Genomic DNA, 21166 nt, shown 5'->3' on the forward strand with positions numbered 1-21166 from the left:
GCAGGGGGGACCCTGTGGGAGAGTAGGACGCCGCCGAACAATCATTGTGGGAAAGCCCCGCACCTTATGGTGCGGGGCTTTTCTGCGTTCAGGGCCCAGTAGAAGGGGCCGGCTCGTGCGTGCGCCGGCCCAGCCCCTCGGCTCAGGTGTCGTAAACGGTGGAGCGACGCTCGACGTGCACGACCCATACCACCAACACGCCGTTGTCGATCGTGTAGACGACGCGGAAGTCGCCGACGCGCAGGCGGCGATGCTCTGGCTGGGACACCAGTGCGGTGGTGTTGAAGCCGAGAGGATCACTGTCCAGCTCGGTCAGCTTGGCCAGGATGCGCAGTGCCATGTCACGAGGGATCTTCCGGAGCTCGGCCTCCGTCTCGGGCCGGGAGACCGTCCGGTACTCACTCACTGCGCGCCAGCGTGTCCCTCATGACGTCCTCGATCGGGATGCCGGGTGCCGGGTTGGCCATGCGCTCGTCGATGATCCTGTTGATCTCGCGCTCTTCCCACTCCTGGTACTTGCGCAACACCTCGATGGAGACGACGGCGGCGACTTCCTTGCCCCGGCGCGTGATCACCGTGGGCACGTCGTCGCGATCGGCCCGCTCCACGACTTCGGCCAGATGCGCCCGGACATCGCGGATGGACTCTATGGGCAGTGGCTGCGTCATGCGCTCAAGCGCACCGAGTGGCCCATGTGTACACAATCGCCAAGTCGCCGGTGATCGTGGCGGCGGCGTGCGATGGTGGGGTGGTGAACTTGGAGGATCTCGTCCGGCTGCGCCGGGCTCGTGACCGGATGGACCGCGACTACGCCGAGCCGCTCGATGTCGCGGCGCTGGCGCAGGTCGCGCTCATGTCGCCGGGGCACTTCTCGCGCAGCTTCCGCGCCGCCTACGGCGAGACCCCGTACAGCTACCTCATGACGCGGCGGATCGAGCGGGCCAAGGCGCTGCTACGGCGGGGGGACCTGTCGGTGACGGAGGTCTGCTTCGCGGTGGGCTGTACGTCGCTGGGGTCGTTCAGCTCACGGTTCACCGAGCTGGTCGGCGAGAGCCCGAGCGCCTACCGGGCCCGCAGCCATGACGAGAGCGCGGCCATCCCGCCCTGCGTCGCCAAGATCCACACGCGGCCGGTCAGGAACGGAGAAGCGAAACCAGAGCTGCACGCCTAGCGTGGAGCGCATGGACATCAAGCTCTCACAGTGCTTCATCGCCGTCGACGACCACGACAAGGCGCTCGCGTTCTACCGGGACGTACTCGGCTTCGAAGTGCGCAACGACGTCGGCTTCGAGGGGATGCGCTGGGTGACCGTGGGGTCGCCGGAGCAGCCCGACGTGGACATCGTCCTCGAGCCGCCCCTCGCGGACCCGAACGCCTCGCCCGCCGACCGTGAGGCCATGGCGGAGCTGCTGGCCAAGGGCCTGCTCCGCGGGGTCATCTTCCGCACCGGCGACTGCGACGCGACCTTCGAGCGCATCCGCGCCGCGGGCGGCGAGGTGCTCCAGGAGCCGGTCGACCAGCCCTACGGCGTCCGCGACTGCGCCTTCCGCGATCCCTCCGGCAACATGCTTCGCTTCAACCAGCCGCGTACCTGAGCCCGGGTGCGACGCCCGGCAAAGGAGTTGAGCCGGGCTGTACGCGTGTGCGAGGGTGGCGGGCTGATGAAGTGATCTTGAGAGGGCGGGGCGCGTGATGCTTGGAGACCTGGTGCGGCTGCGGGCCATGGAGACCGGCGATGCCGGGGCGTTGTGGCGGTGGAACCACGATCCCGAGGTCATGCGGTGGATGCGGGAGGAGTACGCGCAGACGCCGGCGCGGGTCGAGAAGTGGCTCGCGGACCGGGAGCGGAACACGTACGGGGACGTCGTGTACGGCGTCGAGGCGCTCGAGGACGGCAAACTCATCGGTCTGGTCGCGCTGCACGGCGCCGAACCCGAGACGGGAATTTCCGAACTCGATATCTATCTCGGGGAAAAGGATTACTGGGGGCGCGGATATGCGACCGATGCCATGCGGACGATATGCCGCTACGGATTCGAGAAGATGCGCCTCCACAAGATCACCCTGACCGTGGTCACGGAGAATCACCCTGCCCAGCACATATACCGCAAGGTCGGTTTCGTGGAGGAAGGTCGGCTGCGTCAGGTCTTCCGTCGCGACGGCCAGTGGTACGACATGTTCACCATGGGCCTGCTTGCGGGTGAACTGCGCGACAAGTAGGTGTTGTTGCCGCTCAGGGGCGGTGTGAGGGGCCGGACGCGCTGCGCGTCCGGCCCCTTTTTCGTGCCCCGGGGGCTCTCGGCGGCGCCTTCCGGCTGGAAGTTAGGTTTGGCTAACGGCGTGATCTAGCCACCCGGAACAAGGCATTCCGGTCTGGTGGAAGCAGGTGTTCCGGTCTTTTCCGTAATGATCACGCGTATCGGAGCGTCTCCTCGGGTTGTCGGGCGAGGGCGCGTTCCAGCAGTTCAGCCCGCCTGTGGCGTGGTCCGGGCGGCTGCGAAAAGAGGAATTCCGCTTTCACTCAACGTAATCGAAATCAGGGCGTCGTCCTGGCTCGTTGGTCGCTGTCGACCCGAGACGTCTGCTGCTTCAGTTGTCGAGTTCGTGCCAGACCGAACCGAGGAGCCCTCACATGGCTGAAATCCGCAAACCCGAGAAGCCCGCCGCCACCGCGGGGCCGCGCCCCTGCGCCTTCGTGTCGCAGGACAAGGGCAACGCGCCGACCATCGTCCCTGTTCACAAGCACCTGACCGAGGACGCGGCGGCCGAGGCCGAAGCCAAGGCTGAGCAGCCGCACGACGCCCAGTCCTGAGTTCCATCGCTCCGAAGGGGCCCGCCGAAAGGGTGGGCCCCGCCGAGCACCCCGGGCCCCCGCACAATTCCGCGCCCGAATCCCGAAGCCCGAATCACCGAGTTGTTCACTCCGGAATGCCGCGAGAGGCAGGGACAAGTCACCATGTCGAATTCCGTCTACCAGTCCTCACGTTACGTACGTACGCTGCGGTCCGCTCAGGACCGTGATTTCACGCGCTTCGGCGGCCGTATCGACGCGTACGACGGAAATGGCGAAACGATCGCCTTCCACTCCCTCTTCGGCAACGCCCGGATCGTCGACGCGGACACCGTGGACCTGCTCAAGGAGGCGGCGGACGGCATCGCCCTGGAGCAGTTGCGGGCCCGGGTCAGCGAGGCCTCCCTGCACGACCTCATCGAGTCCCGCTACCTCGTCGAGGCCGGCCACGACGAGGGCACCGAGATCGCGGCCCTGCTCGACAGCCGCGAAGAGGTGCTGGGCACGGGCGTGTTCCACTCCTCGATCCAGCTCGTCCTGACCAACGCCTGCAATTTCTCCTGCCAGGGCTGCTTCGCGTACAACTTCGACGGCGGCGTGGAGGAGCGCAACACCTCCGGCGAGTCCGTGAAGCCCGGCCCGGTCCTCGTCGAGCTGCGCAGCGCCCGCCAGGACACCGGCCCCACCTTCGCCAAGGGCGACTGGAACAAGGGCGACAGCGAGGCCCGCAACCCCTCCATGCACATGTCCAAGGAGGTGGCGGAGAAGACCATCCGCGAGGCCATCGCCCTGCGCAAGGCCAACGGCGGCGGGCACCTGACGATCTCCTTCTTCGGCGGAGAGCCGACCCTCGCCCGCGGCACGATCCTGCACGTGCTGCGCACCTTCGGCGACGCGTACGACGGCGTGAGCCTGTCGTACGACCTCACCAGCAACGGTTCCCGCATCGACAAGGAGCTGCTCGCCGCGCTGGCCCGCCACAAGGTCGACACCACCGTCTCCATCGACTACCTGGTCCCCGAGACCGGAGAGTTCCGAGGCGGCCAGCAGCAGCGCACCCCGTGGGGCGTGGTCCGCCAGGCGATCCTCGACATGAAGGCCGCCGGCGTCCCGGTCAACATCACCACCGTGCTCTCCCAGTACACCTGGGACAAGTGGGGCACCCCGCTGATCGACTTCGTCGCCGAGGCCGGCATCCCGGTCCTCGACGTCATCGTCTCCTTCCAGGCGAACGAGTTCTTCGCGCTGCACCAGCCCAAGGACGTCGCGCGCAAGCTCCTGGAGGCCGTGGACTACGGCCGTTCCGTGGGGGTCCAGCTCAGCGGCTACTGGTACCAGACCTTCCAGATGATCATCGACGAGGCCACCTGGGCCGAGCACGCCGACTACAAGACCTGCCCCGCCGTCGGCCGCCAGCTCTCCATCGAGCCCAACGGCTCCGTCTTCGCCTGCAAGGCCACCGCCCGCAAGCTCGGCGACATCGACGACTGGAAGGGCATCTTCACCTCGCCCGCCTACAAGGACTACGGCATGCGGGCCTACACCAACGGCCCCGGCTGCCAGGGCTGCGAGCTCCAGGGCACCTGCTCCGGCGGTTCCGCCGGCGCCCTGGAGGAGGAGAACGGCTCCATCCACCTGATGTCCCCGGGCTACTGCGGCTACATGCGCGAAGTGGTCCAGGGCCTGCTCGAGCGACACCACGCCCAGGTCGCCGGCGCGGTCGCCGTCGCGGCCGCCTGAAAGACGGGGCCATGGCAACGATAGGAATGCACTTCGGGCACGACGCCGCCGTCGCGCTCACCGACGCGGGCGGGTTCCACGTCATCGAGGCCGAGCGCCGGGTCGGCATGCGCCACGTGTGCGGCGGCAACGCCGAGGTCGCCGGGTCCGTGGCGGCCTGGGCGGCCGAACTGAGCACCCTCGCGGCCACGCCGGTGACACGCATCGCCGTGGCGGACTGGTACACGCCGGTCTGCCCCGTACTGCCCCCGGCGCTGGTCGAACTGGTCGGCCAGGACGCCCGCTGGTCCGCGCCGGGCGGAGACCTGGCCGACGCGGTACTGCGCCCGATCTCCGCCGAGGGCTGGCCCGTCGTCCTCCCGGCCGCTGCCACGGCCACCCCCACGGCCGGCCCGTCGGCGGCCGCCGACGGGCCGCCCGAACTGGTCGCCGTACGCCACCACTACGCCCATGCGGCCCTCGCCTACTACGCCTCCGGTGCGAGCAAGGCGCTCGTCGTCGCCCTCGACGGCACCGGCGGCTACGCCGAATCCGGCATGGTCTGCCTCGGCGACGGCGATGTGCTCACCCCGGTGCTGTCCTTCAACAACCGCACCGGCCCCCGCTTCGGACTGGTCGCCGAGGCACTGGCCCGCCGCATCCACGGCAGCCAGTTCCACACCGGCAAGGTGATGGGCCTCGCACCCACCGGCGAACCGCTGCGCGGCGTGCTCCCCATCCTGCGGGCCATGTTCGTACCGCAGCGGGCCCGGCGCGCCACGCCCGACCTTTTCGCCCCGCTCGACGACCTCTGGCTGGCGGGCACCGCCCTGCGGTACGAGGACGACTGGTGGGAGTTCGACCCGGAGAGCGGCGGCTACCTCGACGCGGGGCTCGCCGACTCCTCGGACGACGACGTGGTCCACTCGTACGCCACGGTGTTCCCCGACGCCTTCCGCACCGCAGAGGGGCAGGTCATCGAGGTCGGGCGCGGCCCCTACGAGCGCAACTGCCGGGACCTCGCCGCCACCCTCCAGGCCGCCCTCGAGATCGACCTCGTGGGCCTGATCACCGGCCTCGGCCGGCGCTACCCCGACTACCCGGCCCTCTGCTACGCCGGCAGCTGCGCACTCAACATCAACGCCAACACGGCACTTGCCGAGTCCGGCCGCTTCTCCTGGGTGTACGTGCCCACCTGCTGCGACGACTCCGGAGTCGCGCTGGGCGCGGCGCTCGCCGCCGCCGGCCCCGCCGACCGGCCCCGCCTCACCGGCCTGGCCTGGCCCGCCGTGGCCTACGCCGGCCCGCCGCTGGCGCTGCCCGGCGCCGGTGTACGGAAGGCCGGCGAAGCGGCCGGACACGTGGTGCGGACCCTGCCCGGCCGGGAGGACGTCATCGACGAGGTGGCGCAGCTGCTCGCCGACGAGCAGGCCGTGGCCTGGCTCGAAGGCGACCTGGAAACCGGCCCGCGCGGCCTGGGGCACCGGGTGCTGCTGGTCTCCCCGCACTGGCAGGGCTCCCGCGTGCACCTGTCCCGCACCGTCAAGGGCCGCGAGTGGTACCACCCGGTCGCCCCGGTGTGCCCCGAGGAGCTGGCGGACCAGTACTTCACCGGGCCCCTCGACCACACCGACACCATGCTGTTCGCCGCGCGGGTCCGGACCGACCGCGCCGAACTCCTCTCCCAGGCGCGGCACATCGACGGCACCGCCAGGGTGCAGACCGTACGTGCCGAGGTGCAGCCCGCGCTGCACCGGCTGTGCCACGCGGTGGGGGAGCGCACCGGGCTGCCGCTGCTGATCAGCGCGAGCGCCAACGACAACGGCCGTCCGATCCTCAACGGCCTGGACGAGGCGCTGGACCTGCTGGCCGGCACGGTGCTGGACGCCGTCGTCCTGCCCGACCACCACACGATCATCGAAGCGAGGGAACCCCGTGGCTAGCGTGCAGCTGAGAGACGTCCGCAAGACCCTGCCGCTGCGGGCCATGACGCCCGCCGAGTGGGAGCAGTGGATCACCGAGGGATACGTGATCATCCGCGAGGCCGTACCGGTGGCCAACGCCGAACGGCTGGGCGCCGCGCTCATGGAGTTCCTCGACATGAGCCCGGACGACCGCTCGACCTGGGCCTCGCCGCACACCGGCAACGACCGGCTGCCCGGCCACAGCGGTCTGGTCGAGATGTACAACCACCAGGCCCAGTGGGACAACCGGCAGACGCAGCGGGTGTACGACGCCTTCGTCGACATCTGGGACCGCCCCGACCTGTGGGTGACCATCGACTTCGCCAACGTCAACCCGCCCAACCACGGCGAGCGCGAGTTCGACGGGTTCATCCACTGGGACGTGGACACCTCCATCGAGCAGCTGCCCATCAGCTGCCAGTCGGTCCTGTCCCTCACCGAGGGCAACGAGCGGATCGGCGGCTTCCAGTGCGTGCCGGAGATCTTCACCCACTGGGAGAAGTGGGTGGCGGAGCAGCCCGACGACCGCGACCCGTACACCCCTGACATCACGGGCTACGAGATCACCACGCCGAGCGTGGACCCCGGTGACCTGATCATCTTCAACAGCCTGCTCCCGCACGGCGTCCACCCCAACGTGACCGAGGACCAGGTGCGGATGGCCCAGTACCTCACCATGGCCCCGGCGCGCCCGGACATCGAGGGCATGGCCGACGCCCGCGTCCGCTTCTGGCGGGACCGGGTGCCGCCGCACCCGCCGGAGGGCGGCATCCGCAAGGAGGAGCACACGCTGTGGGGGCCGGCCGAGCTGAACCCCCTCGGCGAGCGGCTGCTGGGACTGCGGGGCTGGCACGAATGAGCCGGACCTCCGCCCCCGCCGCGGACGCAGGCCCGGACGCCGCCGCACCCGCCCTCGGCCGCCCCTTCCGGTGGCTGTGGGGCTCGACGGCGGCGTCCAACGCCGGCGACGGCATCACCCGCACCCTGCTGCCGCTGCTCGTGGTCACCGGTCACCCGGACCCGGCGGCGGTGGCGGGGCTGACCGCCGTCAACATGCTCCCCTGGCTGCTCTTCGCGCTGCCCGCCGGAGTCCTGGCCGACCGCTGGGACCGCCGGCGCATCGTGCTGTACAGCAATCTGCTGCGGGCGGCGGCGCTGCTCGCGGCCGTTCCGCTGGTCGCCGCCGCGCAGCCGCCGCTCGCCGTCCTGTACGTGCTGGCGTTCCTGCTGGGCATCGCGGAAACGCTGGCCGACACCGCGGCGCCCGCGATGCTGCCGGCCATCGTCGACGGCAGGAACCTGGAACGGGCCAACGGCCGGCTCCAGACCGCGCAGACCGTGCTCAACGAGATGGTCGGACCCCCGCTCGCCGGTCTGCTCATCGGCGTGGCCGCGACCGTGGCGCTCGGCGTCGGCGGCACGCTGTACGCCGTCGCGGCGGTCCTGCTGCTCGGACTGGCCACCGCCGGGCGGCGCGGCCGCACCCCGGCGGCCGCGGAGGATCCGGCGCCCGGCGCGGCCGAGGAGCGGGCGGCGGCGGAGAACGCGCCGCGGGAGACCGTCCTCCAGGGCATCCGCAGCGGTCTGCGGTTCGTCCTCGGACACCGCACCCTGCGCCTGACCCTGGCGGTCAGCGCGCTCTACGGGCTCGCCTTCTCCGCCACCTTCTCGCTGCTCGTCCTGCTCAGCGACCGGCACCTGGGCATGGGCGCGACCGGCTACGGCCTGCTGCTCGCCGCCGGATCGCTGGGCGCCGTGGCCGGCAGCGCCCTGGTGCCCTGGGCCACGGACCGGGTGCCGGCCGGCCGGCTGGCCTGCTGGTCGCTGGTCGGCTCGGGAGCGGCGTACGCCTGCGTAGGCCTCGCCGCCAACGCCTGGCAGGCCGCCGCCGCCCTGTTCTTCAACGGCATCGTGATGATGGGCTGGAACATCCCCGTGGTCTCGCTGCGCCAGCGGCTGACCCCCGAGGACTTCCAGGGCCGCGTGATGAGCGTGTCGCGCCTGTGCGCCTGGGGTGCGATGCCCGTCGGCGCCGCCCTCGGCGGAGTGCTGGCCGCGGCCACCTCCGTCCCCACCGTCTTCGTCGTCGCCGGAATCGCCCTGGCGGCCGGCGCCCTGCTGCTGTTCGCGCCCCTCGGCGCGCGGACGCCCGTACACAACGAAGTACTCGACGTACTCGACAAGGAGTGACCATGACCACGGACCTCTACGACACCGTGATCGTCGGAGGCGGACCCGCCGGCCTGAACGGGGCGCTCTACCTTGGCCGTTCGCGACGCCGCGTCCTGGTCATCGACTCCGGCGACGCCCGCAACATGGCCGCCGGAGTGATGCACAACCTCATCACCAACGACGGCGTCACCATCGCCGACTTCCGCGCCCGCGCCCGCACCGAACTGGGCTCCTACGACGTGGATTTCAGGGACGACGAGGTGGTCTCGGTGACCCCCGGCGAGGATGCCGTCACCGTCACCACCAAGGAGTCCGGCACCTTCCGTGCGCGGGCGGTCCTCTACGCGGCCGGAGTGCGCTCCAAGCTGCCGGCCGTGCCCGGCATCGCCGAGCTGTGGGGCAAGGCCGTCTTCGAGTGCCCGTACTGCCACGGCTGGGAGGTGCGCGGCAAGACCTTCGGCGTGTACGGCGGCACCGTGCCCAGCGAGTGCCTGGCCACCACCCTGACCGCGTGGACCGACTCGATCACCTACCTCTCCGACGGGCGCGAGCTGCCTGCCGAGGAGCAGGGCCACCTCGACGCGGCCCGCATCCCCACCCTCGCCGACAAGGTCGTACAGCTGTCCGCGCACGAGGACGGCGTCGCCGTCGCCCTGGCCGACGGCCGGACCGTCACCTTCGGCGCGCTGTTCCTGCACATGGACACCGAGCCCCGGGTGGAGCCGCTGCGCCCCTGGCTGGAGGCGCCCGACCTGGAAGCCGTGCAGAAGGACGAGCGCGGCCGGACCGAGCTGCCCCGGCTGTACGTGGCCGGCGACCTCGGCAACAACATGCAGCAGGGCGCCATGGCCGCAGCCAGCGGTGGCCTCGCCGCCATGGCCATCAACGCCGACCTGATCCGCGAGGACCTGCCCGGCGCCCTGTACGACCTGCCGCCGGCCGCGCACTGACCCGCCCCCCACACGCACCCACCCACGACGCAACGCCAGGACCGGGAGGCCCAGCGGCATGTCCTCACCCCGCGCCGAACTCACCCCGCACATGGAGCACTACACCTTCGACCTGGAGGACCAGCCCTACATCGGCTTCTTCCAGTACGGAGACGACGAGACGCCCGTCTCCCGCACCGACGCCCACGGCTTCCGGTACACCCGCGGCCCCGGCGGCGCCCTCGCCACCGTCGCGGGGGAGCGCCCCGCCGGACCGGTCCGGCTGCTCGCGGGCAGCTCGGCCATGTACGGGGTGGGCGCCACCGGGGACGCCGCCACCGTGGCCTCCCGGCTGTGGACCTCGTACGCGCCGCGGCTGCCGTGGCTCAACTACGCCGGTCAGAGCCACAACTCCGTCCAGGAGCTGATGCTGGTCGCGTTCTTCCGGCACCTGCTGCCCGAGGTCGAGGACATCGTCCTGTGCTCGGGGGTCAACAACCTCGTCCTCAGCCGGCTGTCCGCACAGGAGCAGGGGCGCCACGGGGCCTTCTTCGACTGCGGAGCGGCCCCCGAGACCGTACCGTCCGCCGCGGAACGCGTCGCCCACGCAGCCGAACTGACGGTCCGGCACATGGGTGCCTGGAAGACGGTGGCCGACGGGCTCGGCGCGCGGCTGCACTACGTGCTCCAGCCGCTGGCGCCGTGGGTCCGCGAGGAGCCGACCGCCGAGGAGAAGGCGCTCTTCGAGGAGCTCGACGACGTCTCGAACTTCCTGCGCTACCACAACGACATCTCCACCATGGAGGTCGGCCGCTCCTACGCCGACGCGATCGGGGCCGGCTGCGCCGCGGCCGGAGTGCCGTTCCTCGACCTGAACCGCGTCCTCGCCGAGACCGCCGCGCCGCAGGACTGGCTGTTCATCGACCGGGTGCACCTGACCGACCTGGGGTACGACGCGACGGCCCGGGCCATCGCGCACCACCTCGACCTCGACTGAGGAGTACCCGTGTCCGTACTGAAGGGGCTCTCCGGCCGGCTGCTGAAGCGCGGCACGGCGCAGGAGCAGCCCGCACCGCAAGCCGCGGCGGAGCCCGCACCGGCCGGCGCGGCACCTGCCGCACCCGCCGCGTCCGCCGCACAGCACACCGAGCCGGAGGCGGCGCCGGCGCCGGCCCGCACCAACCGGCTGCGCAGGCAGCCGGACGACGACGCCTCGGTCTATCCCCTGTTCTGACCGAAGGCAGGGACTGAAGGGAGGGGGTCGCCGATGCCGGAGCTGATCCTGGGGATCTCGGCGTACTACCACGACAGTGCCGCCGCGCTGGTGGCGGACGGGGTGCCGCTGGCGGCGGCGCAGGAGGAGCGCTTCACGCGCCGCCGCCACACCCCCGAGTTCCCGGCCCGGGCCGTCGACTACTGCCTCCGGGAGGCCGGCGCCGGGCTGGGCGACCTGACCGCGATCGCCTTCTACGAGGACCCGGCGCTCAAGTTCCGCCGGGTCCTCGCCACCTGGCTGGCGGCCTCGCCCGGCGGCCTCCCGGTGTTCCGCGAGGCGTTCCCGCAGTGGCTGGCCTGGAAGCGGAAGGCGACGGACGAGGTGGCCCGCCGGCTGCGGGAGCAGGCCGGCGGGGCGGTCCTGCCGCCCGTGACCGCGAGCCGCCACCACGCGGCGCACGCGGCCTCGGCGTTCTTCCCCAGCCCGTACGAGTCCGCGGCCGTGCTCTGCATCGACGGCGTCGGCGAGTGGGCGACCACCACGATGTGGCACGGCAGCGGCAGGCGCCTGCGCCCGCTGGGCGAGCTGCGCTTCCCGCACTCGCTGGGGCTGCTGTACTCGGCGTTCACGTACTTCTGCGGCTTCAAGGTCGACTCGGGCGAGTACAAGCTGATGGGGCTCGCGCCGTACGGGACGCCGCGGTACGCGAAGCTGATCCGCGAGCGGCTCATCCACGTCAAGCCGGACGGGTCGTTCCGGCTGAACATGCGCCACTTCACCTTCCTGCACGGCCGGACCATGGTGGGCGGCGGCTTCGAGGAGCTGTTCGGCGGCCCGCGCAGGGAGCCGGAAGGGCCGCTCACCGAGCGGGAGTTCGACCTCGCGGCGTCCGTCCAGCAGGTCACCGAGGAGGTGGTGCTCCGGCTGGCCCGCACCGTACGCGAACGGACCCGCGAGCGGCGCCTGTGCCTGGCCGGCGGGGTGGCGCTCAACTGCGTGGCCAACGGCCGGATCGTCGCCGAGGGACTGTTCGACGAGGTCTGGATCCAGCCCGCGGCCGGCGACGCCGGCGGGGCGCTCGGCGCGGCCCTGGCGGAGTCGCACCGGCGCGGGGCGCCCCGGCCGCACGTCGCCCGCCGGACCGACGCCATGGCGGGGGCGCTGCTGGGGCCCGGCTACGGCCCCGAGGAGATCGAGGCGTTCCTGACCGGGCGCGGGATCCCGTACACGCGGCTGTCGGGGGACGCCCTGGAGCGGCGGGTGGCCGGGGAGCTGGCAGCGGGGCGGATCGTGGGGTGGTTCCAGGGCCGGATGGAGTTCGGGCCCAGGGCGCTCGGGGCGCGCTCGATCCTCGCCGACCCGCGGGACCCGGCGATGCACTCCGAGCTCAACCTGAAGACCAAGTTCCGCGAGTCGTTCCGGCCCTTCGCCCCCGCGGTCCGGGCCGAGGACGCCAAGGATTGGTTCGACCTCCCGCAGGAGAGCCCGTACATGCTGGTCACGGCGCCCGTCGCACAGTCGCGGCGGACGGCGCCGGAGCCGGAAACGGAACCGGCACGGGGATCGGGAGCGGCCGCCGGACCGAAGGGGCTCGACCTGCTGCGGATCCCGCGCTCGACGGTCCCCGCGGTCACGCACGTGGACCTCTCCTCGCGGGTGCAGACGGTGACCGCCGAGCGCAATCCCCGCTTCCACCGCCTGCTCACGGAGTTCAAGGAGCAGACCGGGTGCCCGGTGCTGGTGAACACCTCTTTCAACGTACGCGGGGAGCCCATCGTGAACACCCCCGAAGAGGCCTACACCTGCTTCATGCGCACCCGTATCGACCTGCTGGTCCTCGGCGACTTCCTGCTGGAGAAGCCGGCCCAGCCCGAATGGCACGAGGAGGGGGACTGGCGTGCGTCGATCCCCATGGACTGATCCGGCCCGGCGGGCCGGGCTCGCCCTGCTCTACCACCTGGTCGTGACACCGGCGGGCGCGCTCCTGCGCCTGGTGCACGACCCGCTCCAGCGGGCCCGCAACGACTCCGTCCCCAGCTACTGGAGGAAGTGAAGGTCCGATCATATTTTTGGCGGGTTTGTGCAACCTCTTGGGTCATCGGTGCATCAGGTAGTGCGGGGGATGCCCAGCCGATCTGTCCCGTGGGGGCAGGCATGACCGTTCGGAGCGAGTTCCGTGCACCAGTACCCGCAGCGCCCGCGGCCTGACGATCAGCCGTACCCGAATCCGTACCGGCAGCCGTACGGGGATCCGGCGGGTCACGGGCAGCAGGAGCAGTACGGGCAGCAGCAGCCGTACGGCCAGTACGGGCAGTACGGGCAGGGGCCGTACGGCCAGCCGCAGCAGCCGCAGCAGCCGCAGTCCCAGCAGCCGCAGTACCCCCGGGCTCCGTACGGCGACCCGCACCCCCCGTCGTACGCCGAGCCTTACCAGCCGTACCCGCAGTACCCGCCGCCGCAGCCGGTGCAGCCGGAGCCCCGTTCCCACGGTGGCGACGGCGACGGCAGCGGGCGCGACGGGGAGCCGACCCGCCCGCCCCGCGGCTCCCGCCGTCGCAGGTGGATCGGTGCGGCCGTCGCCGTCGCCGTGCTCGCCGGCGTGGGCGTCACCGGCTGGAAGCTCGACTGGTTCAACGACAACGGCGAGCCCGTGACCTTCGCCCAGACCCCGCCGCCCGCCAAGGACGGCAAGGACGGCGAGGCCGGCGGCGCCGCCGGCAAGGACGAGGCGCAGTCCCCGGTCTCGATGCCCACCGGCCCGCTCGCGGAATTCCGGCGGACCAGCCGGCTCGACGACGGCACCTCGATCGTCAAGACCAAGCTCACCGGCGCCAAGTCGGGCTTCACGGGCGACGTGTGGGTGTGGGTGCCCAAGGAGTACAACGACCCGAAGTACGCGAAGAGCGCCTTCCCGGTCCTGATCTCCCTGCCCGGCGGCAACGGTTACCCGACCAACTACTGGGCCGACCGCAGCCTCGGCCTCCAGAAGGCCGTCAGCGCCGGGGCCGAGGCGGGGACCAGCCTGCCCTTCATCCTGATCATGCCCGTCCTCAACCCGGACGAGACGAACTACTACGACGGCTCCGACATACCCGGCCAGCCGAAGATGGGCACGTGGATGGCCGAGGACATCCCCGCCTTCACCAAGGCCAATTTCCGCACTTTCAAGTCCCGTGACGGCTGGGCCTTCATGGGCAACTCCTCCGGCGCCTTCGTCGGCCTCAAGATGGTCATGCAGCACCCGGACCGCTTCAAGGCCGTCATCGCCAGCGGCGGCGAGACCGCCCCCGACTCACCCCTGTGGAACGGCGACCGGAAGCGGATGGACGCCAACGACCCGGGCAAGCTCGCCGCGAAGCTCAGCCGCGGGACCGGCCCCGAGGTCTACGTGAACTTCCAGATCGGCACCAAGGAGGGCAGCGCGGACCTGGCCCGACTCAAGAAGTTCGAGAAGGACCACGGCAAGGGGCCGGTCAAGATCACCACCCGCGTGATCCAGAACGGGGACCACAACGGCTGGGACTACGTCCGCGGCATGGAGGAAGGCTCCCTGGAGTGGATCAGCAAGGTCATGGCCAAGCCGACGCCCGACGCGGCCTGACCCGGTCCCTCCGGCCGCGGTGCGGCCCGCCCGCGGTCCGCCCGCGGCTCGAGGGCCGCTGGAGCAGCCCCTGAGCCGGGCGGCCGCACCCCGGCGCCGCGTGGGGAACACCACCCCGGATGGCGCATTCTGGACGGAACCCTTTGGAACGGCGAACCCTCTGTATGGGGTGAAGAGGGATCAAACGGCCTGCCCCGGCAGCGCCGCGGTCGGAGTAAGGAACGGTCGGTCATCACCGTGGAGCACAACCGTCAGAAGGGCCCCGAGCGGCCGAAGCGCCTGCGGCTGCTGGGCGGCGTACTGGCCCTCGCGCTGATCGCGGGAGGCGGCGCCGCCGCGTGGAAGTCCGGGCTCCTGTCGGACGACGGCGAGCCGATCTCCTTCGGCCGCAGCCACGTCGACGGGGTCGTCAGCAAGAACCGCCCGGGCGTCAGCATGCCGACGGGCCCGCGGGCGGACTTCGTCCGCGCCAGCCGCCTCCCGGACGGCACGGAGATCGGCCGGACGACGCTGGTCGGCGCGCGGTCCGGCTTCACCGGCGACGTGTGGGTGTGGGTGCCCAAGGAGTACGAGGACCCGCGGTACGCGAAGAGCGCCTTCCCGGTGCTGATCGCCCTGCCCGGCGGCCGCGGCTACCCGAAGAACTACTGGATGGGCACCGGCCTCGGACTCCAGCAGGCCGTCATCGACGGCGTCGAGAACGGCACCAGCCTGCCGTTCATCGTGGTCATGCCGGTCCTGAACCCGGACAAGAAGTTCTACTACGACGGCTCCGACATCCCCGGCCGGCCCAAGATGGGCACCTGGATGGCCCAGGACGTCCCGGATTTCGTCAAGGCGAACTTCCGCACGTTCGAGTCCCGCGACGGCTGGGCCTTCATGGGCTCCTCCTCGGGCGGCTTCGTCGCCCTCAAGCAGGTCATGAAGTACCCCGAGCGCTTCAAGGCCGTGATCGCCTCCGGCCCCGAAACCGCACCGGATTCGCCGCTGTGGCGGGGGCACCGCGAGGAGATGGACGCCAACAACCCCGAGAAGCTCGCGCAGCGACTGATCGGCTCCAAGGGCCCCGACGTCTACGTCGCCTTCCAGATCGGGACCGAGGAGACCGGCCGCGCGAAGCTGGAGCGGTTCATGCGCATGTACGGGAAGGGTCCCGTGCACACCCGGCTGCAGGTGATCGAGGATGGGGAGCACAACGGCAAGTCGTACGTCCGCGGAATGAGGGAGGGCTCGTTGGAGTGGATCAGCAAGGTGCTCCTGCCCCCGACACCCGACCCGGCGCCGGCCCATGACCGGGACGCGGCCCCCGACGTCTGATGGGCACCTGGTCCAAGGGCCTGTCCGCCGCGGCGGCCGGGACCTCCGCGCTGCTCGCGATCGCGTTCCTCCTGTCCGGGGACGAACCGGCGCACCCGTTCCCGACCGTGGGCGTGCTCATGGCGGACGGGGAGCACTGGTGCACCGCCAGCGTGGTCGACAGCCCGCACGGCAACGTCGTCGCCACCGCCGCGCACTGCGTCACCCCGGCCGGTGAGGACGGCGAGCCGGGCGAGCTCGCCCACGACGGGCTGGAGATCGGCGCGCTGTCCTTCGCCCCCGCCTTCTCCGGCGAGGGCTCCGGCCGGCAGCCGCTGGGCACCTGGAAGATCCGCTCGGTCCACGTCGACGACCGCTGGCGGCTGTACGGGGACGACACCGCCGACTACGCCTTCCTCACCGTCGAGCCCGACGGCGACGGCCGCAGCGTCCAGGACGCGGTCGGCGGCCGGGGCGCTGCCCCCCGGCCCGACTGGGACTCCGGCGAGAAGCGGGACGTGACGGTGGTCGGCTACCCGGACGAGGAGCACAACCCCCGCAACGAGCCCGTCTCCTGCACCACGCAGACCGGCCCCGACAAGGACGAGCAGGGGATGCTCTACATCCGCTGCGCCGGGTTCTGGACCGGCACCAGCGGCAGCCCCTGGGTGGCCGACCGCGGCGGCAAGGGCGGTCCGGGCCGCTTGATCGCCGTGCTGAGCGGCGGGGACACGGACGTCGACTCCACCGCCGCCCGCTTCGACGCCCGCGCCAAGGCCCTGTACGAGGCCGCGGCCGGGGACACCGCCTGAGACAGGCCGCCGCACGTCAGGGCTTCAGGACGTCGCGGCTTTGCAAGCGTCACGGCTTCAAGGCGTCAGGGCTTCAGGGCGTCAGCCCTTGCGCTCCGTACTGACGATCACACACACGCCCGCCACCACGATCGCGCCGCCGAGCAGGATCGGCCAGGTCAGGGCCTCGCCGAGGACCAGGGCGCCCAGGAAGACCGCCACGACCGGGTTGACGTAGGCGTACGTCGACACGAGCGAGAGCGGCGCGGACTGGAGCAGCCAGGCGTACGCGGTGAAGGCGATCAGGGACCCGAAGACGATCAGCCCGCCGAGCGCCACCCACGAGCGCGTCGAGACCGCGCCCAGGTCCAGGCCCTGCTGTTCGCCGCGGAGCAGGGCCACCACGACCGCGGCCAGTCCGCCCGCGAGCATCTCGTACGCGCTGGCGGCGAAGGGGTTGGAGGGCATTTTGAGCTTGCCGGAGGAGTACGAGCCCAGGGACCACAGCAGGGCCGCGAACAGGATCGTCAGCACCCCGGACAGCCGGACGTCGCCGCTGAGCCCCGGGAGGGTGAGCACCGCCAGGCCGCCCATGCCGATCGCGACCCCGGCGAGGGTCCGGGCCGGCGGGCGGTCGCCGCCGGCCGTGCGCAGCAGGACCACCCACATCGGCACGGCCGCGACCAGCAGCGCGGCCAGCCCGGACGGCACGTGCTGCTCGGCGAGCACCACCAGGCCGTTGCCGCCGAGGATCAGCAGCAGGCCGACCAGTGCCGCGGACCCCAGCTGGGCCCGGGTCACCCGCAGTGCCTTCGGACCCTGCCGCCAGGCCACCAGCCCCGCCAGCAGCAGGCCCGCGGTGATGAAGCGGGCGCCCGCGGAGAGGAACGGCGGCATGGTCTCGACGACGATGCGGATGCCGAGGTAGGTCGAGCCCCAGACGACGTAGACGATGGCGAGGGCCGCCCAGACCGCCCCGGTCACACGGCGGGCGGCGGCCGGGACCGCCGGCGCGACGGGCTCCGGCGCGGCCGGGACCGTTGCCTCGGGCGCGGACTTCTCCGCGGGCTTTGATATGTGCATGATGCAAGATCCTAGGGATCGGGACACCGTCAGGCCAGGAATTTGCCCGCGATCGGGCAGGATCCGGCGGGATCGGGGCCGGGGGGGGGGGGGGGGGGGGGGCTTCCCCCCCCCCCCCCCCCCCCCCCCACTCCCGTCCCTCCCTCGTCAGCCCTGGAGCAGGCCGTTCAATTCCCCGTACGGGAGCCCGTCGGCGACGGCGGTGTACGTGCCGTCCGACAGCAGCTCCCGGGTGGCCCGCGCGGCCACCGCGTACGCCGCCTCGGCCACGGAGGAGCCGAGGCTGACCCGGGCCGCGCCCAGTGCGCCGAGCTCGGACACGCTCGGGGAGCCGGGGCCGACGAGGAGGTTGAGCGGGCCGTCGATGCCCTTGGCGAGCGCGGCGACCGTGTCCGGGTCGGCGACCCCGGGGACGAAGACGCCGCTGGCCCCCGCGGCGAGGTAGCGGGCGGCCCGCGCGAGGGTCTCCTCCAGGCGGGCCGCGCCGGGCTCGCCGAGCCCGAACAGGTACGTGTCCGTACGCGCGTTGATGTACAGCGGCACCCCGCTCGCGTCGGCGGCCGCGCGGGCGGCCGCGATCCGGTCCGCCAGTTCCTCGGGCCCGCACCGGCCGTCCTCGATGTTGATGCCGACCGCCCCGGCCGCGATCACCTGGGCGACGGTCTCGCCCACGGCCGTCGCGTCCGCGCCGTGGCCGCCCTCGATGTCCGCGGTCACCGGGACCGCAACGGCGGCGGCGACCCGGGCCACCAGCTCCACGGCGCGGTCGCGGGCGATGGCGTCCCCGTCCGGGTCGCCCAGGCTCCAGGCGACCCCGGCACTGGTGGTGGCGACGGCGGGCGCCCCGGCGGCCTCGGTGACCCGGGCGCTGGCGACGTCCCAGGCGTTGGCCAGGGCGAGCGGGGTGCCGGGGGAGTGCAAGGCGTGGAAGACGCGGGCGAGTTCGGTCTGACTGCGGCGCTCAGTGGTGTGGATGGTCATGGGGCCAGTTCATCATCCCGGCGGCCGGTCCGCTGGCGGGAATACGACGTGCAGCCGCCTGTTGATCAGGACGGCAAGCCGACCACGGAGGGGGAAACCCATGTCGTACCCGGAGTATCCGGAGCAGGTCTACCACCGCGAGGAGGGCGAGGTCAGCGCGGTCTTCAGGACCGTGGACACACCGCCCGAGCTGGGGGAGGCGGGCAAGGACGCGATCCACTACCTGGCCACCAAGGCCTCGACGAAAGGGGAGTTCGGGCTCTACCGGGTGGAGATGAGCCCGAAGGCGGGCGGGCCCAGGACCCACTTCCACAAGACGATCTCGGAGTCCTTCTTCATCCTGGACGGGACCGTCCGCCTCTTCGACGGCGCGGACTGGGTCGACGCGAAGAAGGGCGACTTCCTGTACGTGCCGCAGGGCGGACTGCACGCCTTCCGCAACGACTCCGACGCGCCGGCGGAGATGCTGATGATCTTCGCGCCGGGTGCCGCGCGCGAGGAGTACTTCGAGGGGCTCGCCGCCCTCGCCGACGCGACGGACGAGGAGCGCGCCGAATTCTTCGTGCGGCACGACTCGTACTTCGTCGAGTAGTACGGGGTCCGGTGCCCCGGGCGGGGCGGGTCCGGAGGTGATCCGGTACGGAGAGACGCCTGTTCATGACCGCTGTGTGTCGCGTACAGGCGTCCTTCGCCGGTTCGTGGCCGTTGTGTGGCGCGGATGTGAAGCGTTCCTCGTCCTCTTGTGGGATCTCGGTGGCGTGCGTCAACCTTTCGGAGGCAGGCGGGAGTTGACCGCAAGATTGGCTGTTCTTGGTTGTCATGCTCATGCCTGCCTCACCCCCCGCAATGCACCACCTATGAGGAGGACCCCTCACATGACCGTGATGCGTCCATCACGTCGCAAGATCGCCGGTGTCAGTGCGACCGCCGTCGCCGCCCTCGTCATCGGCGCGGTTTCCGCGCTCCCGGCAACCGCCGCTCCCGCGGAAGGCTTCATCGAGAACGCCGGCGCGCCCGGCGCGATATCCGGCAGCTACATCGTGACCCTGGACGGGGCGAAGGCCGACTCCGCCGCCGGCCGTGCGATCGCCGGCGAGTACGGGGCGAAGATCAACCGGACGTACAAGAAGGCGCTCAACGGCTACGAGATCAAGGTCTCGGAGGCGCAGGCCCGGAAGCTCGCGGCCGACCCGGCCGTCAAGTCCGTGGTCCAGAACCGCGTGTTCACGATCGACGCCACGCAGCCGAACCCGCCGTCGTGGGGCCTGGACCGCGTCGACCAGAGGGCGCTGCCGCTCAACTCCAGCTACACCTACCCGGACAAGGCCGGCGAGGGCGTCACGGCGTACGTCATCGACACGGGCGTCCGCATCAGCCACGGCGACTTCGGCGGCCGTGCCTTCAACGGCTACGACGCGATCGACAACGACAACACCGCCCAGGACGGCCACGGCCACGGCACCCACGTCGCCGCCACCGTCGCGGGCGGCGCCTACGGCGTGGCCAAGAAGGCGAGGATCGTCGGCGTCCGCGTGCTCAACAACTCCGGTTCGGGCACCACCGCTCAGGTGGTCGCGGGCATCGACTGGGTGACCCAGAACGCCGTCAAGCCGGCCGTGGCGAACATGTCCCTCGGCGGCGGCGCCGACTCCGCGCTGGACACGGCCGTACGCAACTCCATCGCGAGCGGCATCACGTACGCCGTCGCGGCGGGCAACGAGTCGACGGACGCCAGCACCAAGTCCCCGGCACGCGTCGCCGAGGCGATCACGGTGGGTGCGACCACCAGCACCGACGCGAAGGCCAGCTACTCCAACTACGGCTCGATCCTGGACATCTTCGCGCCGGGCTCCTCGATCACGTCCGCGTGGAACACCAACGACACCGCGACGAACACCATCTCGGGCACCTCGATGGCCTCCCCGCACGTCGCGGGCGCGGCCGCCGTCTACCTGTCCGAGAACCCGTCGAGCACCCCGGCGCAGGTGAGCGCCGGACTGGTGAGCGCCTCCACGCCGAACGTCGTCACCAGCCCCGGCAGCGGCTCGCCGAACCGCCTGCTGTTCGTCGGCGGCGGCACCACCAACCCGCCGGGCAAGAAGTTCGAGAACACCGGCGACTACGCGATCAACGACAACTCCACCGTGGAGTCCCCGGTCACCGTCAGCGGCGTCCCCGGCAACGCCCCGGCCGCGCTGACCGTCTCCGTCGACATCAAGCACACGTACATCGGTGACCTGAAGGTCGACCTGATCGCTCCCGACGGCAGCGTCTACACCCTGCACAACCGCAGCGGCGGCAGTGCGGACAACATCATCCGCACCTACACGGTCAACGCCTCCTCCGAGGTCGCGAACGGCACGTGGAAGCTGCGGGTGAACGACAACGCCAACATCGACACCGGCAAGATCGACTCCTGGTTCCTGCAGTTCTGACGGCAGGTCTGGCAGCAGGTCTGACGGGGTCTGACGGCCCCTGAGGCCGGGCAGGGCATCTGAACAGGGACCGAAGGGGAGGGGGGGGGGGCCCCCCCCCGCCCCCCCCCCCCCCCCCCCCCCCCCCCCCCCCCCCCCCGGGCCGGGCCCGTGCACCAAACGGCCGCGAAGAACAACCCACAAGCCCT

The 21166-nt window shown here is 71.4% G+C and carries 22 protein-coding genes; 18 read left to right on the forward strand and 4 right to left on the reverse strand.

What is annotated here, in order from left to right; all coding sequences use genetic code 11:
• Positions 1-142: 142 nt before the first annotated feature.
• Positions 143-406, reverse strand: coding sequence for a type II toxin-antitoxin system RelE family toxin (locus tag ACZ7H1_RS12335; protein ID WP_470785973.1), 264 nt, complete (start codon positions 404-406; stop codon positions 143-145).
• Positions 399-668: a type II toxin-antitoxin system Phd/YefM family antitoxin gene (locus ACZ7H1_RS12340; protein WP_470785974.1), complete on the reverse strand. Its 270-nt coding sequence runs from the start codon at positions 666-668 to the stop codon at positions 399-401. The genes ACZ7H1_RS12335 and ACZ7H1_RS12340 overlap by 8 nt, the downstream gene beginning before the upstream one ends.
• Positions 669-751: 83 nt before the next feature.
• On the opposite strand from ACZ7H1_RS12340, the gene ACZ7H1_RS12345 reads away from it, so the two are divergent.
• The 16 genes from ACZ7H1_RS12345 (at position 752) to ACZ7H1_RS12420 (ending at position 16500) form a co-directional block, all read left to right on the forward strand.
• On the forward strand, positions 752-1171 hold the full coding sequence (locus ACZ7H1_RS12345; RefSeq protein ID WP_470785976.1) for a helix-turn-helix transcriptional regulator: 420 nt from the start codon (positions 752-754) through the stop codon (positions 1169-1171).
• 10 nt (positions 1172-1181) lie between these two features.
• The gene (locus ACZ7H1_RS12350) at positions 1182-1595 is read left to right on the forward strand and encodes a VOC family protein (protein WP_470785978.1); all 414 of its coding nucleotides are present in this window, start codon (positions 1182-1184) and stop codon (positions 1593-1595) included.
• A gap of 97 nt (positions 1596-1692) precedes the next feature.
• Positions 1693-2220, forward strand: a complete 528-nt coding sequence (locus ACZ7H1_RS12355; protein ID WP_470785980.1) for a GNAT family N-acetyltransferase — start codon at positions 1693-1695, stop codon at positions 2218-2220.
• Positions 2221-2632: 412 nt separating this feature from the next.
• Positions 2633-2812 (forward strand): hypothetical protein, encoded by a 180-nt coding sequence (locus tag ACZ7H1_RS12360; protein ID WP_470785981.1) that lies wholly within the window; start codon positions 2633-2635, stop codon positions 2810-2812.
• A gap of 144 nt (positions 2813-2956) precedes the next feature.
• Positions 2957-4531 (forward strand): radical SAM protein, encoded by a 1575-nt coding sequence (locus ACZ7H1_RS12365; RefSeq protein ID WP_470785982.1) that lies wholly within the window; start codon positions 2957-2959, stop codon positions 4529-4531.
• An 11-nt stretch (positions 4532-4542) separates the two neighbouring features.
• Positions 4543-6453 (forward strand): carbamoyltransferase C-terminal domain-containing protein, encoded by a 1911-nt coding sequence (locus ACZ7H1_RS12370; RefSeq protein WP_470785984.1) that lies wholly within the window; start codon positions 4543-4545, stop codon positions 6451-6453.
• A complete protein-coding gene (locus ACZ7H1_RS12375; RefSeq protein WP_470785985.1) occupies positions 6446-7333 on the forward strand; it encodes a phytanoyl-CoA dioxygenase family protein in 888 nt (295 codons plus the stop codon). The genes ACZ7H1_RS12370 and ACZ7H1_RS12375 overlap by 8 nt, the downstream gene beginning before the upstream one ends.
• The gene (locus ACZ7H1_RS12380) at positions 7330-8664 is read left to right on the forward strand and encodes an MFS transporter (RefSeq protein WP_470785986.1); all 1335 of its coding nucleotides are present in this window, start codon (positions 7330-7332) and stop codon (positions 8662-8664) included. Before ACZ7H1_RS12375 ends, ACZ7H1_RS12380 begins: the two co-directional genes overlap by 4 nt.
• A 2-nt stretch (positions 8665-8666) precedes the next feature.
• On the forward strand, positions 8667-9596 hold the full coding sequence (locus ACZ7H1_RS12385; protein ID WP_470785987.1) for an NAD(P)/FAD-dependent oxidoreductase: 930 nt from the start codon (positions 8667-8669) through the stop codon (positions 9594-9596).
• Positions 9597-9654: 58 nt separating this feature from the next.
• The gene (locus ACZ7H1_RS12390; RefSeq protein ID WP_470785989.1) at positions 9655-10572 is read left to right on the forward strand and encodes a GDSL-type esterase/lipase family protein; all 918 of its coding nucleotides are present in this window, start codon (positions 9655-9657) and stop codon (positions 10570-10572) included.
• Positions 10573-10581: 9 nt separating this feature from the next.
• The gene (locus ACZ7H1_RS12395; protein WP_470785990.1) at positions 10582-10809 is read left to right on the forward strand and encodes a hypothetical protein; all 228 of its coding nucleotides are present in this window, start codon (positions 10582-10584) and stop codon (positions 10807-10809) included.
• 33 nt (positions 10810-10842) lie between these two features.
• Complete coding sequence (locus ACZ7H1_RS12400) at positions 10843-12711, forward strand: carbamoyltransferase family protein (protein ID WP_470785991.1); 1869 nt, start codon at positions 10843-10845, stop codon at positions 12709-12711.
• Positions 12689-12844: a hypothetical protein gene (locus ACZ7H1_RS12405; RefSeq protein WP_470785992.1), complete on the forward strand. Its 156-nt coding sequence runs from the start codon at positions 12689-12691 to the stop codon at positions 12842-12844. The genes ACZ7H1_RS12400 and ACZ7H1_RS12405 overlap by 23 nt, the downstream gene beginning before the upstream one ends.
• A 123-nt stretch (positions 12845-12967) precedes the next feature.
• Positions 12968-14392 (forward strand): alpha/beta hydrolase, encoded by a 1425-nt coding sequence (locus ACZ7H1_RS12410; protein WP_470785994.1) that lies wholly within the window; start codon positions 12968-12970, stop codon positions 14390-14392.
• Between the two features lie 237 nt (positions 14393-14629).
• Positions 14630-15709 carry an alpha/beta hydrolase gene (locus ACZ7H1_RS12415; protein ID WP_470785996.1) on the forward strand — a complete coding sequence of 360 codons (1080 nt, stop codon included), beginning with the start codon at positions 14630-14632 and terminating at the stop codon, positions 15707-15709.
• A complete protein-coding gene (locus ACZ7H1_RS12420) occupies positions 15709-16500 on the forward strand; it encodes a trypsin-like serine peptidase (protein ID WP_470785998.1) in 792 nt (263 codons plus the stop codon). The genes ACZ7H1_RS12415 and ACZ7H1_RS12420 overlap by 1 nt, the downstream gene beginning before the upstream one ends.
• Before the next feature lie 81 nt (positions 16501-16581).
• On the opposite strand, the gene ACZ7H1_RS12425 is transcribed toward ACZ7H1_RS12420, so the two are convergent.
• Positions 16582-17562, reverse strand: coding sequence for an EamA family transporter (locus tag ACZ7H1_RS12425; protein ID WP_470786000.1), 981 nt, complete (start codon positions 17560-17562; stop codon positions 16582-16584).
• A 147-nt stretch (positions 17563-17709) separates the two neighbouring features.
• A complete protein-coding gene (locus tag ACZ7H1_RS12430) occupies positions 17710-18543 on the reverse strand; it encodes an isocitrate lyase/PEP mutase family protein (RefSeq protein WP_470786001.1) in 834 nt (277 codons plus the stop codon).
• Between the two features lie 100 nt (positions 18544-18643).
• Between ACZ7H1_RS12430 and ACZ7H1_RS12435 the strand changes: the two genes are divergently transcribed.
• Both ACZ7H1_RS12435 and ACZ7H1_RS12440 read left to right on the forward strand, forming a co-directional pair.
• Positions 18644-19135, forward strand: a complete 492-nt coding sequence (locus ACZ7H1_RS12435) for a cupin domain-containing protein (protein WP_470786003.1) — start codon at positions 18644-18646, stop codon at positions 19133-19135.
• 283 nt (positions 19136-19418) lie between these two features.
• Positions 19419-20978 (forward strand): S8 family peptidase, encoded by a 1560-nt coding sequence (locus ACZ7H1_RS12440; RefSeq protein WP_470786005.1) that lies wholly within the window; start codon positions 19419-19421, stop codon positions 20976-20978.
• Positions 20979-21166 lie beyond the last annotated feature (188 nt).

It is taken from the genome of Streptomyces sp. NPDC037401 (assembly GCF_055602345.1).